Below are 14,344 nucleotides of genomic sequence, written 5' to 3'. Positions count from 1 at the left end.
CACCGCACCGAGCGCCCGGCCCGCGCCATCGCGCCCGGCCCCGCCGCCTTCCCGGGCACCCGCCCGACCACTGCGACCCTTCGTGAACCGACACATCGTCAAACGAGTGGCGGAGTTCCTGCGACTCCGCCTCTTGTCGGCTTTGTGCCGACCGCCTAACGTTACCAGCGGGTAAGTTCAGCGAAGTTCAGCAATCCCTCATGTTGTCTCATGCTTCAACCGCCGACCCATGGAGGCCGACGATGAAGGAGATCCTCGACGCCATCCTCGCGGGGGACACCCCCAAGGAGGCGTACGCAGCGCTCCCGCTTCCCGACTCGTACCGCGCCGTCACCGTCCACAAGGACGAGGAGACGATGTTCGAGGGCATGGAATCGCGGGACAAGGATCCGCGTCAGTCGCTGCACGTCGAAGACGTGCCGCTGCCCGAACTCGGCCCCGGCGAAGCCCTCGTCGCCGTGATGGCCAGTGCGATCAACTACAACACCGTGTGGACCTCGCTCTTCGAGCCGGTCTCCACCTTCCGCTTCCTGGAGAAGTACGGCCGCAACTCGGACCTGACCAAGCGGCACGACCTGCCCTACCACGTGGTCGGCTCCGACCTCGCGGGTGTCGTGCTGCGCACCGGCGCGGGCGTGAACGCCTGGAAGCCCGGCGACGAGGTGGTCGCGCACTGCCTGTCGGTCGAGCTGGAGAGCGCGGACGGGCACGCGGACACCATGCTCGACCCCGAGCAGCGCATCTGGGGCTTCGAGACCAACTTCGGCGGTCTCGCGCACATCGCGCTGGTCAAGAGCAACCAGTTGATGCCCAAGCCGGCACACCTGTCGTGGGAAGAGGCCGCCTCGCCGGGCCTGGTCAACTCGACGGCGTACCGCCAGCTCGTCTCGCGCAACGGCGCGGGCATGAAGCAGGGCGACAACGTGCTGATCTGGGGCGCCTCCGGCGGCCTGGGCTCGTACGCGACCCAGTTCGCCCTGGCCGGCGGCGCGACGCCGATCTGCGTGGTGTCCTCCGAGGACAAGGCGCAACTGTGCCGGGACATGGGCGCAGAGCTGGTGATCGACCGCCGGGCCGAGGACTTCCGGTTCTGGAAGGACGAGCGCACCCAGGACCCGCGCGAGTGGAACCGGCTCGGCAAGCGCATCCGCGAACTCACCGGCGGCGAGGACGTGGACATCGTCTTCGAGCACCCGGGCCGGGAGACCTTCGGCGCGTCCGTGTACGTCACCCGCAAGGGCGGCACCATCGTGACCTGCGCGTCGACGTCGGGTTACATGCACGAGTACGACAACCGTTATCTGTGGATGAGCCTGAAGCGCATCGTCGGCTCGCACTTCGCCAACTATCGGGAGGCGTGGGAGGCGAACCGTCTGGTGGCCAAGGGTAAGATTCACCCGACGTTGTCGCGCACCTACGCTCTGGAAGAGACCGGCCAGGCGGCCCGGGACGTCCACCGGAACCTGCACCAGGGCAAGGTGGGCGTACTGTGTCTCGCACCGGAGGAGGGCCTGGGGGTTCGGGACGCCGAGATGCGATCGCGGCATATCGACGCCATCAACCGCTTTCGTAACGTCTGACGGCGGTCCCTGGATCTGAGACCATTCTCCCTGGTAGTCAATGCGGTACGGGCGGTTCCGGATGTACATACGGGGTCGTGTCGTCACCAACCGGTCGGAAACGGCCGATATGCAGTACTGAAACGTACGCGGCCAGGGGATGGAGTGGGACCCCACAGTGCGGGGCTACGACCGCTACCAAGTCGACGAGCACCTCGAAGTACTCGACGACGAGATCAAGCGGCTGAAGAAGGAGCGCGACGACACCGTCGCACACGCGGAGGACCTCGGCTATCAGGTCGAGGTTCTCCGCGCGAAGCTGCATGACCTTCGCCGCCAACTCGCCACGCCCCGATTCGACAGCATCGGCGGCCAGGCCGAGCAGATGCTGCGCAACGCCCAGTTGCAGGCCGACCAGGTCCGCGCGGACGCCGAGCGCGAATTGCAGGAGTCGCGCGCGACCACGCAGCGCCTGCTCCAGGAGGCCGCCGCGCGCTCCGCCCGGCTGGAGGCCGACTGGCAGGCCGAGGTGATGGAGCGCCGCCGGCGCCTGGACGAGGAACTGACCCAGGCCCGCCAGGCCACCGAGACCCGGGTCAACGAGAACGTCGCATGGGCCGAGCAGTTGCGCGCGCAGGCCGAGGAGCGCTCGCGCCAACTCGTGGACAACGCCCGCGCCGAGGCCGAGCGGATCGCCGCCGCCGCGCGCGAGCAGGCCGCCGGCACCAGTGAGAGCACCCGCGCCGAAGTCGAATCGCTGCTCTCCCGCGCGCAGGGCGACGCGGACCGGGTGATCGCCGAGGCCAAGGCCCGGGCGAGCGCGGCCGTGGACCAGTCCGAGCAGTTGCGCACCGAGACCCGAACCCGCGCGGAGAGCCTGGTCGGCGACGCCCGGGTCGAGGCCGCCCGGATCATCGGCGAGGCGCGCTCCGAGGCCGAGCGGGTCACCGGCGAGGCCGGCGCCCGGGCCCAGGGCGCCTCCGAGAACACCGCGAAGCTGCTCGAATCCGCCCAGTTGGAGATCGAGCGCCTGCGCGCCGAGGCGGCCGGCGAGGCGGACCGCCGCCAGGCCGAGGCGCAGCGCCTGCTCCAGAGCGCCGAGGCCGAGGCGAGCGAGAAGCTCGGCAAGGCCGCCGGCGAGGCCGAGGCGTATGTGGGCAAGGCCCGTGCCGAGGCGGACAAGCTCACCGCCGAGGCCCGTGCCGCCGCCGAGCGGCTGCGTGCCGAGGCACTCGCCGAGGCAGACCGGCTGCGCGACGAGGCACGCGCCGAGGCCGAGGCGCTGCGCACGGACACCCGCGCCGAGTTGGACACCGCCCGCGAGGAAACCCTGGCCCGGGTCGACGAGTTGGAGGCCGGGGCGCGCGCGGAGATCGAACGCCGCCGGCAGGAGGTGGACCGACTGCGCGGCGAGGCGCAGCAGTTGCTCACCAATGCCGAGGCCGGCGCCGCCGAGCGCCTGGAGACCGCCGCCCGTGCCGCGGACGACCTGATGGCCAAGTCCCGGTCCGAGGCGGAGCGGGTACAAAGCGAGGCCCGTACCGAGGCGGACGAGTTGCGCGCCCGCGCGCAGGCCGATGCCGAGGCGGTGGAGACGCGCACCCGCGAGTCGAGCGATCGACTCGCGAACGAGGCCCGCGAGTACGCGGAGCAGTTGCGTGCCAAGGCCGCCGAGAGCGCCGAGGAACTGCTGGAGGCGGCCCGCGCCGACACCGGAAAGCTGCGCGAGAAGGCGGTCGCCGACACGCACCGTCTGCGCGAGCTGACTCAGCGCCAACAGGCCGAGGCCGTCGAGGAGTTGCAGCGCGCCCAGGACGAGGCGCAAAACCTGCGCGCCGAGGCCGCGGCAGCCGCCGAGCAACTGCGCGAGGAGTCGAGCGCGCAGGCGGCGGAACGGGTCGAGGCGGCCCGCGCCGAGGCCGAGCGGGTGCGCACCGAGGCGGCGGAGAACGCCGGTCGCGCGCACGCCGAGGCCGAGGAACTGGTGGCCAAGGCCCGCGCCGAGGCCCAGAAGGCCGGCGCCGACGCGGCCCGCGCGGCCGAGGAGCTGATCCGCTCGGCCGAGCAGGCCGCGACCGAACTGCGCGATCAGGCGGTGGCGCGCGCCGAGGCGATGCGCGCCGAGGCCGAGCGCCAGACCGCCGAGCTGCGCACCCGCACCGAGGAACTGCGGGCCCGCGCCGAGCAGTCCGCCACGGATGCGGAGGCCGCGCTGGACCGCGCCCGGGCGGACGCCCAGGCCACCATGGAGCAGGCCCGCGCCGAGGCCGGCGCGCGTACCCAGTCGGCCGCGGTCAAGGCCGACGAACTGATCGGCAAGGCCCGCGAGGAGGCCGAGAAGGTCCTCACCGACTCCCGCGAGGAGGCGGACGGCATGCGCTCGGCCGCCCGCCGGGACGCGGCCTCGATGCGCGAGGAGGCGGAGACCGAGTCGCGCACGCTGCGCGAGGAGACCGAGGCCACCGCGCTGGCGGTCCGCGAGGCGGCGGAGAACGCGGCCCGCACGCTGCGCGAGGAGAGCACCGAGCAGGCCCGCACGCTGCTGGCCGACGCGGACGCGGACGCGACCCGGATGCGCACCGAGGCCGAGACCGCCGCGCAGGCGCTGCGCGAGAAGACCACCAATACCGCGCGCTCCGTGCTGGAGCAGGCCGACGCGGAGGCCGAGCGCATGCGCACGGAGGCCGAGACGGCCGCCCGAACGCTGCGCGAGGAGACCACCGAGACCGCGCGCTCCGTGCTGGAGCAGGCGCACGCCGAGGCCGAGCGCATGCGCACCGAGGCGGAGGAGGCCGCGCACACGCTGCGTGCCGAGACCGCCGCCACCGTGCGCGCCGCGCTGGAGAAGGCCGAATCGGACGCCGCGCGGGTGCGCGCCGAGGGCGAGGAGACCGCGCTCGGCATCCTCGAGCAGGCCGACAGCGAGGCCCGCACGCTGCGCCAGGAGGCGACCGCCGCGCTGGCCGCGGCCAGGTCCGACGCGGACGCGACCCGGGCGCAGGGCGAGACCGACGCGGACCGGGCCCGGTCCGAGGCGCAGGCCGCCGCCCGGGCGCTGCTGGAGCGGGCCGAACGCGATGCGGAACAGCTGCGCACCGAGGCCGAGACCGCGGCCCGCACACTGCGCACCGAGGCCGCCGAGGCACTGGACGCCGCGCGTACCGAGGCGCAGCGCCTGCACACCGAGGCGACCGCGACGCTGGCCTCGGCGAACCGGGACGCGGGCACGCTGCGCGAGGAGGCGGCCGCCGCGCTGGCGGAGGCGACGGCGGAGTCCGAGCGCATGCGCGGCGAGGCGGAGACCGCGGCGCTGACCCAGCTGGAGCAGGCCGACACCGACTCCGCCCGGATGCGCGAGGAGGCCGAGGCCGAGGCGGCCCGGCTGCGCACCCAGGGCGCGCAGGCGCTGGAGGAGGCCCGCGACGAGGCGGCCGAGCTGCGCGATCGCACCAAGGCGCGGGCGCGCGAGTTGCTGGAGAAGGCCGAGGCGCGCGGCACCGATCTGCTGGAGAGTGCGACCACGCAGGCCCGGCTGGCCAAGGAGGACGCCGCGCGCGCGGTGGCCGAGGCCCAGGCCGAGGCGGAGGCGGTACGCGCCGCCGTGGTGGGTATCGAGGACGCCGCCCGCGAGGAGTCGGACCGGCTCACCGCGCTCGCCGAACGCGATCTGACCAAGGCCCGCGACGACGCCGAGACCACGCTGGTGCGCGCCCGCGCGGAGGCGGATGCCACGGTCACCGCGGCGCGCAAGCACGCCGAGCGGATGAAGTCCGACTCCGACCGGGAGGCCGAGAAGACCCGAACGGCCGGACGGGAAGCGGCGAACAAGGAGCTGCGCGAGGCCGAGGAGGCCGCGACCGCGCTGCGCGAGCAGGCCCGCGCGGAGCTGGACCGGGCCGCCAACGAGGCCGAGGATCTGCTGATCCGGGCCAAGGGCCGGGCCACCGAGATCGTCGGCGCGGCCGAGCGCAAGGCCGAGCAGCGCGTCAACGAGGCGAACGAGGCGGCGAACCGCCTGATCGCCGAGGCCGAGGCCGAGGACGAACGCCTGCGCGCCGAGGCGACCGCGGTGATAGAGAAGGCGCGCGGGGACTCGGACGCGATGATCAGCGAGACCCGCCGGGACACCACCGCCACCCGCGAGCGTTCCGACAAGGAGGCCGAGCAGGTCGTCGAACGTGCCCGCCGGCAGGCCGCGGAGGGCCTGAAGCAGGCCGGCAAGCGGGTCGACGACCTGGTCGCCGCAGCGGAGGAACAGGTGAGCGAGGCCCGCGTGGACGCCGAGAAGATGAAGGTGGTCGCGGCGGAGGAAGCCGAGCGGATTCGTGACAAGGCCGGTTCCGAGGCGGATAGGGTACGGATTGCCGCGGTGAAGAAGGCCGAGGCGTTGCTCTCGGAAGCGGAACAGCGTCTCGCCGACGCCCAGAAGGGCGCGGACGACCTGCGGGCGAAGGTGGCCGAACAGGTGGCCGCCGCCCAGCGGGAGGCGCAGGCGGTCCGTCGCAAGACCGCCGCGGATGCCGAGAAGGTTCTCGACGAGGCGCGGAAGGAGGCGGAGCGACTGCGCACCGAGGCGCGCAAGGACGCCGACCGTCATCGCGCCGACGGACAGCGCAAACTCGACGAGTTGAACCGCAGGCGCAAGGACATCACCGCCGAGATGTCGCGCGTGCAGGGCGTGTTGGACGCGCTCGCCGCTCCCGCGGGCCTCGCCTCCGGCAAGGGCAACTCCTCGTCGGGCAAGGGCCCCGCGGCGAAGGGTGCCGGTTCGTCGTCATCCGATTGAGCGATGCCGGCCGGTTCTTATCCCCCGGTCAGGTCGATGCTCCGCCCGATTCGTGCCAGGATTCCACCCGTCACCTCATTCACCGCACCCGTCATACGACAGGAACCCCATGAGCGACACTAACTCTCCGCACGGCTTCGACATCGTCCGCCGTGGGTACGAGCGTTCGCAGGTTGACGACCGCATCACGAAGCTCGTGTCGGACCGTGACAGCGCGCTCGCGAGGATCTCGGCGCTGGAGAAGCGGATCGAGGAACTGCACCTCGAAAGCCAGAACGCGCAGGCTCAACTCGCCGACGCCGAACCCTCCTACGCCGGTCTCGGCGCCCGGGTGGAGAAGATCCTCCGCCTCGCCGAGGAAGAGGCCAAGGACCTGCGCGAGGAAGCCCGCCGCGCCGCCGATCAGCACCGCGAGTTGGCCGAGGCCGCCGCGCAGCAGGTGCGTTCCGACGCCGAGCAGTACGGCAAGGAGCGCAAGGCCAAGGCCGAGGACGAGGGTTCGCGGATCCTCGACAAGGCCAAGAGCGACGCCGCGCAGCTTCGTGGCGAGGCGGCCAAGGACGCGTCGGCCAAGCGCGAGGAGGCCGAGGCCCTCTTCGAGGAGACCCGGGCCAAGGCCGCCCAGGCCGCCGCGGACTTCGAGACCAACCTGGCCAAGCGCCGCGAGCAGTCCGAGCGCGACCTGGCGGCCCGTCAGGCCAAGGCCGAGAAGCGCCTGTCCGAGGTCGAGCACCGGGCCGAGCAACTGCGCCTGGAGGCGGAGAAGCTGCGCACCGACGCCGAGCGTCGTTCGCGTCAGACGATCGAGACGGCGCAGCGCCAGGCCGACGACATCGTCGCCGACGCGCGTGCCAAGGCCGACCGGATCCGCTCGGAGTCCGAGCGCGAGCTGGCCGCGCTGACCCACCGTCGGGACAGCATCAACGCGCAGCTCACCAACGTGCGCGAGATGCTGGCGACCCTCACCGGCGCGGCCGTCGCCGCCGCGGGTGTGAGCATCGATGACGACGACGACAAGATGCCGGGTGTACCGGCACAGCAGAGCCGCTGACCCTCTCTCGGGGGGCATCGGTACGGGCCGTAGGGGCCGGTTTCGGCGGCCGGGCGGCGGACGGGTTCCACGAGGACCCGCCCGCCGCCCGGCCGCATTTTCATGACGCGATCTCGGGGCGCGCGCCGATCGCGCGCGCCGCGCCGAGTCGGCGGATCCGAACGGGTGGACGAGGAGCAACGGGGCATGGGTCGACTGGGCAACATCTGGCCGCGGCGCAGATCGGGGGCGCCCGCCGGCGGTACCGCCCCGGATCCGGGCGCGGGGGTGGACGGGGCCGCTCCCGACGCACCGCCCGCGGCCGGTGCGGACGCGGCGGCTCCTGCCGATCCGGGCAAGCCCGGGACCGCGCCGACGACTTCGACCGACGAACCGGCGCCCGCGCGGGTGCCCGCCCAGGTCGCGTCGGCGCAGCCCGGCTCGGCGGCCGGCGCGTCGGGCTCGGGCCCGGCGGCCCCGGCCGGCGACGACACCGGGACCTCCGTACCGGTCCCGGCCGACGCCAAGGCCCCGGCGTCCGCTTCGACATCGGCCTCGACACCCGCCTCGGACTCGGGCTCGGACTCGGACTCGCCCACGGTCGAGCCGTGGACCGGGATCGGCTCGCGATTCGGCGATCCGGGCCGGCCGCTGCATCGGTCGTCGCCGTTCTATATCGGCTTCATCGGCGGACTCGGGCTGATCACCGCGTGGTTCCTGGCCCAGGCCGTGATGGGCATCCAGCACGTCCTGATCATCATCCTGATCTCGTTCTTCCTCGCCGCGGGCCTGAACCCGTTCGTCGAACGGCTGGAGCGTCGCGGCCTGCCCCGGCGCTGGGCGGTGTGCGCGGTGGCGCTCGGCTTCGTGATCGTGGCCGCGGGCTTCGTCACCGCGATCGCCCAGCCCCTGGTCGAGCAGACCTCGAATCTGATCAACTCGATCCCCGACAGCCTCACCGAGCTGCGCAACAACGAGAGATTCCGCAAGCTCGACGAGAAGTACGACATCGTCACCCGGGCCAAGGACTGGGCGGCCAACGCCAAGACCGCGGAGAACGTGGCGGGTGGGCTCTGGGGCTTCGGCAAGATGGTGCTGACCTCGGTGTTCGACACGCTCACCGTGATCGTGTTGACGCTGTACTTCCTGGGCGCGCTGCCCAGCATCAAGGAGCACCTGTACAACCTGTTCCCGAAGTCGCGCCGACCGCGGGTGCGGCTGCTCGGCGACGAGATCCTGTCGGGCATCGGCGGATATGTGAACGGCGCGCTGATCGTGGCCAGTTGCGCGGGTCTGTCCTCGTTCATCTTCCTGATGATCCTGGGCAACGACTACGCGCTGCCGCTGGCCCTGGTGATCGCGTTCACCGACCTGATCCCGATGATCGGCGCCACCATCGGCGCCGCGGTGGTGTCGCTCGTGGTCTTCTTCGACTCCCCCGGCAAGGCGCTCACCTGCGTGATCTTCTTCCTGGCCTATCAACAGTTCGAGAACTACCTGATCTATCCGCGGGTGATGAACCGCGCGGTGAACGTACCGCCGGCGATCACGGTGATAGCGGCGCTGGTCGGGGGCGCGCTGCTCGGGGTGACCGGGGCATTGCTCGCGATTCCGATCGCGGCCGCCGTACTGCTCATACTTCGCGAAGTGGTCACACCTCGACAGGATCAGGCGTGAGCCTGTCAATCGTCCTCGAGGATGATGCTGCGGGACTTCCCTCGAACTCGTGACCCAGCACGGGCCCGACGCGCGGCGGCCGTGCTCGGCGGCGATTCGGCCTAAGCTCGAACCCTTCACAGACTCATGCACCGAAACCATCCTGGGAGTGCGGCAACAGATGATCGAAGCGAGAGGGCTCACCAAACGCTACGGAAACAAGCTGGCGGTGGATCAGCTTTCCTTCCAGGTGCGTCCGGGCTCGGTGACCGGCTTCCTCGGCCCCAACGGTGCCGGCAAATCGACCACCATGCGGATGATCCTCGGGCTGGACGCGCCGACCGGCGGCAACGTCACGGTCAACGGCCGCCCGTACGACCACGTCCAAGCCCCGCTGCGGGAGATGGGCGCGCTGCTGGACGCCAAGGCGATGCACGGCGGCCGTACCGCGTACAACCACCTGCTGTGCCTCGCGCAGAGCAACGGCATCCCCAATCGCCGGGTGGACGAGGTGCTGGGGATGGTCGGCCTGACGCAGGTCGCCAGGAAGCGCGCGGGCGGCTTCTCGCTCGGCATGGGCCAGCGGCTGGGCATCGCCTCGGCGCTGCTGGGCGACCCCGGCATCCTGATGTTCGACGAGCCGGTCAACGGGCTCGACCCCGAGGGCATCCTGTGGATCCGGAACCTGATGAAGCAGCTCGCTTCCGAGGGCCGCACCGTGTTCGTCTCCAGCCACCTGATGAGCGAGATGGAGGTGACCGCCGACCACCTGATCGTGATCGGTCAGGGGCGGATGATCGCCGACACCTCGATGCGCGACTTCATCGAGACCAACTCGCAGTCCTTCACCGTGGTGCGCTCGCCGCAGGTGGACCGGCTCAAGCCGCTGCTCCAGGGCAAGGGGGCGACGATCACTCCCGACCAGGCGGTGCCCGGTTCGTTCCGCGTGCACGAGCTGCCCCCGACGGTGATCGGTGACCTCGCCGCCGAGCACGGCATCGCGCTGCACGAGTTGTCGCCGCGCTTCGACTCGCTCGAAGAGGTCTACATGCGAATGACCCAGCACAGCGTGGAGTACCGCGCCGGGCTGCCGGGCGGTCCGCCGCCCGGATGGGGTCCGCCCGGGATGGCACCGCCGCCCGGTTATCCACAGCAGGGTGCTCCGCAGTTCGCCGGCCCGGCCGGTTATCCACAGCAGCAGGGTGCGCCCGGCGCACCGTGGGGAGCCCCCGCCGGGGCGCCGCCCGCCGGTGCCCCGTCCCTGTCCAAGCCGCAGTCCAACGGAAGCGAGGGCTGAGCGATGGCGCAGAACACTCCGCCCCCCATGCCGCAGGGCCAACCGCACGTGATGCCGCAGGCGCAGATGGCCGCGCCGCAGCAGACCCAGCAGTTCCCGCCGCCGGGGCAACAGGCGCAACAGCAGTTCCCGCCGCCCGGTCAGCAGGCGCCGTACCCGCCGGTCCAGCAGTTGCAGGTCGGCGGGCAGGTCGGCGGCGGCAACGCGGGCTTCGGCCGGGTGCTGCTGTCCGAGTGGACCAAGATCCGCACGGTCCGCTCGACCATGTGGACGCTGGTCGTGATGGTGCTGCTCATCCTCGGCCTGGGTGTGCTGCTCGCCGGCACGGTCAGCCCGGATGCCGACGACGACTACGTGAGCATCGCGCTGATCGGCGTGATCGTCGCGCAGCTCGCCGCCGCGACGCTGGGTGTGCTGACCATCTCCGCCGAGTACACGACGGGCATGATCCGCACCACGCTGACCGCGTACCCGCGCCGGCTCCAGGTGCTGGTGGCCAAGGGTGTGGTCTTCGCCGGCCTGATGTTCGTGGTCGGCGTGGTCACGATGGGCCTGACCGCCGTGCTCGGCAAGGCGATGCTCACCTCGCGGATCGGTGACTCCACCGCCGAGGTGGACCTGTTCCGCAGTGTCGTCGGCGGTTCGCTCTACCTGGCCGTGATCGGTCTGTTCGGGCTGGGCCTGGGCGTGCTGCTGCGGCACTCGGCGGGCGCGATCACCGCGCTGATGGGCGCCATCCTGCTGCCGATGATCATCGGCCCGTTCCTGCCGCAGTCGGTCGGCGAGAAGGTCATGGAGTACTCGCCGATGTTCGCCCTGGGCAAGCTGATCGGCGGTGGTGGCGACGACGGCGGTCCGGGTCCGTGGCCCTCGCTGTTGCTGATCGCGGCGTACGCGGCGCTGGCGCTGATCGCGGGCGGGGTACGGATGCGTTCGCGCGACGTGTGACCCGTCCGGTCCGGCGTTTGCCTGACCATTCGTCAAAAATGTTGGTCCGCATACCGAAAAGGTCTCGCTCGACAGTCGTCGGGCGGGGCCTTTCGGCCGTTTTCGGGGCGACTCGCGCAACCACGGAAGATACATCCGGAGATAGTCCGACGATATGCTCACGTCCCATGTATGGGCAGGGGGATCCAGGAACACCCAACGCAGCGGACGCGGCATCTGTGCGCGTCCCCGCTCCCGTTCACCAGAGCCGGCGCTCGGGGGGCGGACTGGCGGCCGGGCTCGGTTCCGCGGCGGCCGTCTTCGCGTTGGCGGGGATCGCCACCGCCGTCGTCCTGCTGGGCAACTCCGAGACGGTGTGGGAGTCGGTGCTCGCGGGCACGCTGCTCACCACCGCCGTCGCCCTGTCCTCGATCGCCGCGTGGTTGCGCCATCGGGTCTCCGAGCGGCGGATCGCCCGACTCCGTGAGCTGACCGTGCGTCAAGCCGCGGAGAGCGCCCGGCTGGAGGCCGAACGCGCCCGGCTGGAAGCCGAACACGACGAGCTGTTGCGCGGCCGCGCGGCGCTCGCCGACGAGGAGACCCTGATGCGCGGCCGGGTGCACGACGTGTTCGTGAACCTGTCGATGCGCACGCTGACCCTGGTCGAGCGGCAGTTGGACCTGATCGAGAAGCTCGAACACGGCGAGGACGAACCCCAGCGGCTCCAGGACCTGTTCCGGCTCGACCACCTCGCCACCCGGATGCGCCGCAACAGCGAGAACCTGCTCGTGCTCGCGGACGCGGACGAACGGCGCGGCCGGCGCCCACCGATCCCGCTGCTCGACGTGGTCCGCGCCGGCGTCTCCGAGATCGAGCGCTACGAGCGGATCGACGTCGGCCACGTACCGCGCGCCGACGTACTCGGGCGCACCGCCGACGACGTCGGCCACCTGCTCGCCGAACTCCTGGAGAACGCCGCCGCGTACTCGGCGCCCGAGTCCCGGGTGGAGATCGGCGGTTGGACGCTGGAGAACGGCGAGGTCGTGTTGTCGGTGGACGACAACGGGATCGGCGTACCGGCGGACCGGCTCACCGAGTTGAACTCGCAGATCGAGCGGGACAGCGCCGAGGAGGAGGCCGCCAGTGGCGGCGGCCTGGGCGTGTTCGTCGTCGGCCGGCTGGCCCGCCGACACGGGATCAGGGTGCAACTGCGCCCGCGCCCGCAGGGTGGCCTGAGCGCGGTCGTGGTGATCCCCGCCGCGGCCTTCCACGGTCAGGGCCCCTCCCCCGCCGAGTTCTCCGCCGAGCGCGACCGGGAGCAGGAGCGCGAGCGGGACCGGATGGCCATCCCGGGCGTGGCTCCCGGCGCGCGGGCGATCCCGCCGGGCGCGGCCCGACTGGCGCTGCCGTCGGCCCGACCGGTCGGTGCGAACCCCGCGCCCGCCGTCGCGATCGAGCCCGCCGCGGCGACCCGGGTCACGCCCGCGTCGCGCGGTCCGGTGGTGCCGCGCGAGGACGCCGCGCCGCCGGCCCGGACGCCGAAGGGGCTGCCCAAGCGCACGCCGGCGGCCAACCCCGAGCCGGCACCGGACGAGGCGGCGGCCAAACTGGTCGCGCCGGGTGCGCTGTTCCCCGCGGTCGAGGCGCTGATGGGCGAGGACGGCGCCGAGGCCCCGCCGCCCGGGACGACCCCGAAGGCCGCTTCGAACTCCTCCGACGGCTCGCACGGCTCGGATGCCTCGAACCCCTCCGCGGCTTCGAACGGTTCGACCACGTCGCCCGCTTCGACCACATCGGCTGCCTCGACCGCTTCCGCCGCCGCGAATGCCCGGGACGTGCCGCGGGTCGCGCCGCCCGCCCGCCGTACCGCGGCCGCCGAGCCGCGGGCGCGGTCGGCCGCGCCCGCGAAGCCGCAGGCGGCCGCGAGCGGGGACGGAACGGGGCCCGCCGTCTCCTCGGTCGGCCGGACCCGGCGCGGGCTGCCCAAGCGCCTCGTGGCGGGCGACAACAGCGGTGCGATGCGCATCGTGCCCCCCGCGGAGGCGTCCCGGGACACCGGTACGCTCTCCGCCGCCGAACTGCGCAGGCAACTGACGGGCTTTCAGGAAGGTCTGGAGGCGGCCCGCCGGGAGGGCGACACGACCGATCCGGTCGGGTCGTCCGACGAAGAACCCACCTTCCCGCCGGACGCGCGGGAGGAGACAGGAGGTGGAGACCGGTGACCGGGTCGAATGGCACCACGGCACGCGATGTCGACTGGCTGGTGGCCGGCCTCGCCGGGGATGTCCCGGGGGTCCGCGAGGTCGTCCTGGTCTCCTCCGACGGCCTGATGCTGGCCAGCGCGCGCGGCCCGGACGCGGCCGCCGCGGCGGAGGACGCCGAGGAACAACTCGGCGCGATCGTCAGCGGCCTGGTGGCCCTGGCCGAGGGCACCTCGCGCGTGCTCGACATGGGCGCGGTCCGCCAGGAGATCGTCACGATGGCCGAGGGCTACGTCGTGGCGATGTCGATCAGCGACGGATCCTGTCTGGGCGTACACGCGGGCGGGTCCGCCGACCTCGGCGTGATCGCCTATCAGATGACCTCGTTCGTACGGCGCGCCGGCCACGTCCTGACGCCGGCCCTGCGCGCACAGATGCACCAGGACCGTGGAGGTGGTCGCGTTGGCTCCTGACGGCGGTTTTTCCGACTACGACACCGAGCGGGGATATCCGACCAGACCCGAACCGGGCGGTCGCACCTCGCGGGTACGCCCCTACACGCTGACCCGAGGCCGTACCCGTTACGGCCACGTACTGCTGGTGGAGACGCTGGTCACCACCCTGGACTGTCCGCAGGACGGCACGGGCGACATGCCCGAGGTCGCCAGGATCGTGCACCTGTGCCGAGGGGTGCGCTCGGTGGCCGAGGTGGCCGCGATCCTGCACATGCCGCTCGGCGTGGTCCGGGTCCTGATCAGCGACCTGGCCTCGCAGGGCCGAATCAGCGTGTACCAGGCCGAGCACGAGGCCGGCCGCCCCGATCGCGCGCTGCTGGAGAGGGTGCTCGGTGGACTACGCAAAATTTGATCTGGGTGGGACCGGCGGGCT

General features: G+C 72.1%; 9 protein-coding genes. All 9 read left to right on the top strand.

Annotated elements, in window-relative coordinates; genetic code table 11:
• Positions 1–242: 242 nt before the first annotated feature.
• The 9 genes from ccrA to ACIRL2_RS06895 all read left to right on the top strand — a co-directional run bounded on the left by ccrA (position 243) and on the right by ACIRL2_RS06895 (position 14,323).
• The gene (gene ccrA, locus ACIRL2_RS06935; RefSeq protein ID WP_402230641.1) at positions 243–1,580 is read left to right on the top strand and encodes a crotonyl-CoA carboxylase/reductase; all 1,338 of its coding nucleotides are present in this window, start codon (positions 243–245) and stop codon (positions 1,578–1,580) included.
• 157 nt (positions 1,581–1,737) lie between these two features.
• The gene (locus tag ACIRL2_RS06930; protein WP_402230638.1) at positions 1,738–6,345 is read left to right on the top strand and encodes a hypothetical protein; all 4,608 of its coding nucleotides are present in this window, start codon (positions 1,738–1,740) and stop codon (positions 6,343–6,345) included.
• 109 nt (positions 6,346–6,454) lie between these two features.
• On the top strand, positions 6,455–7,396 hold the full coding sequence (locus ACIRL2_RS06925) for a cellulose-binding protein (RefSeq protein ID WP_020555437.1): 942 nt from the start codon (positions 6,455–6,457) through the stop codon (positions 7,394–7,396).
• 165 nt (positions 7,397–7,561) lie between these two features.
• A complete protein-coding gene (locus ACIRL2_RS06920) occupies positions 7,562–9,052 on the top strand; it encodes an AI-2E family transporter (protein WP_402230635.1) in 1,491 nt (496 codons plus the stop codon).
• A gap of 160 nt (positions 9,053–9,212) precedes the next feature.
• Entirely contained in the window at positions 9,213–10,328 is a 1,116-nt protein-coding gene (locus ACIRL2_RS06915; RefSeq protein WP_395865940.1) for an ABC transporter ATP-binding protein, read from the top strand.
• A 3-nt stretch (positions 10,329–10,331) separates the two neighbouring features.
• Positions 10,332–11,276, top strand: a complete 945-nt coding sequence (locus tag ACIRL2_RS06910) for an ABC transporter permease (RefSeq protein WP_395865942.1) — start codon at positions 10,332–10,334, stop codon at positions 11,274–11,276.
• Positions 11,277–11,494: 218 nt separating this feature from the next.
• The gene (locus ACIRL2_RS06905; RefSeq protein ID WP_402230632.1) at positions 11,495–13,477 is read left to right on the top strand and encodes an ATP-binding protein; all 1,983 of its coding nucleotides are present in this window, start codon (positions 11,495–11,497) and stop codon (positions 13,475–13,477) included.
• A complete protein-coding gene (locus ACIRL2_RS06900) occupies positions 13,474–13,929 on the top strand; it encodes a roadblock/LC7 domain-containing protein (protein WP_395865946.1) in 456 nt (151 codons plus the stop codon). Before ACIRL2_RS06905 ends, ACIRL2_RS06900 begins: the two co-directional genes overlap by 4 nt.
• Entirely contained in the window at positions 13,919–14,323 is a 405-nt protein-coding gene (locus ACIRL2_RS06895) for a DUF742 domain-containing protein (RefSeq protein WP_395865948.1), read from the top strand. The genes ACIRL2_RS06900 and ACIRL2_RS06895 overlap by 11 nt, the downstream gene beginning before the upstream one ends.
• Positions 14,324–14,344: the final 21 nt, after the last annotated feature.

It is taken from the genome of Embleya sp. NPDC127516, from assembly GCF_044765325.1.
Lineage (GTDB): Bacteria > Actinomycetota > Actinomycetes > Streptomycetales > Streptomycetaceae > Embleya.
This window is presented reverse-complemented; position numbering and strand designations above follow the sequence as displayed.

Coding starts and splice junctions, on each gene's coding strand:
- ccrA (WP_402230641.1), top strand. CDS start 243: ATGAAGGAGATCCTCGACGCCATCCTCGCGGGGGACACCCCCAAGGAG.
- ACIRL2_RS06925 (WP_020555437.1), top strand. CDS start 6,455: ATGAGCGACACTAACTCTCCGCACGGCTTCGACATCGTCCGCCGTGGG.
- ACIRL2_RS06915 (WP_395865940.1), top strand. CDS start 9,213: ATGATCGAAGCGAGAGGGCTCACCAAACGCTACGGAAACAAGCTGGCG.
- ACIRL2_RS06910 (WP_395865942.1), top strand. CDS start 10,332: ATGGCGCAGAACACTCCGCCCCCCATGCCGCAGGGCCAACCGCACGTG.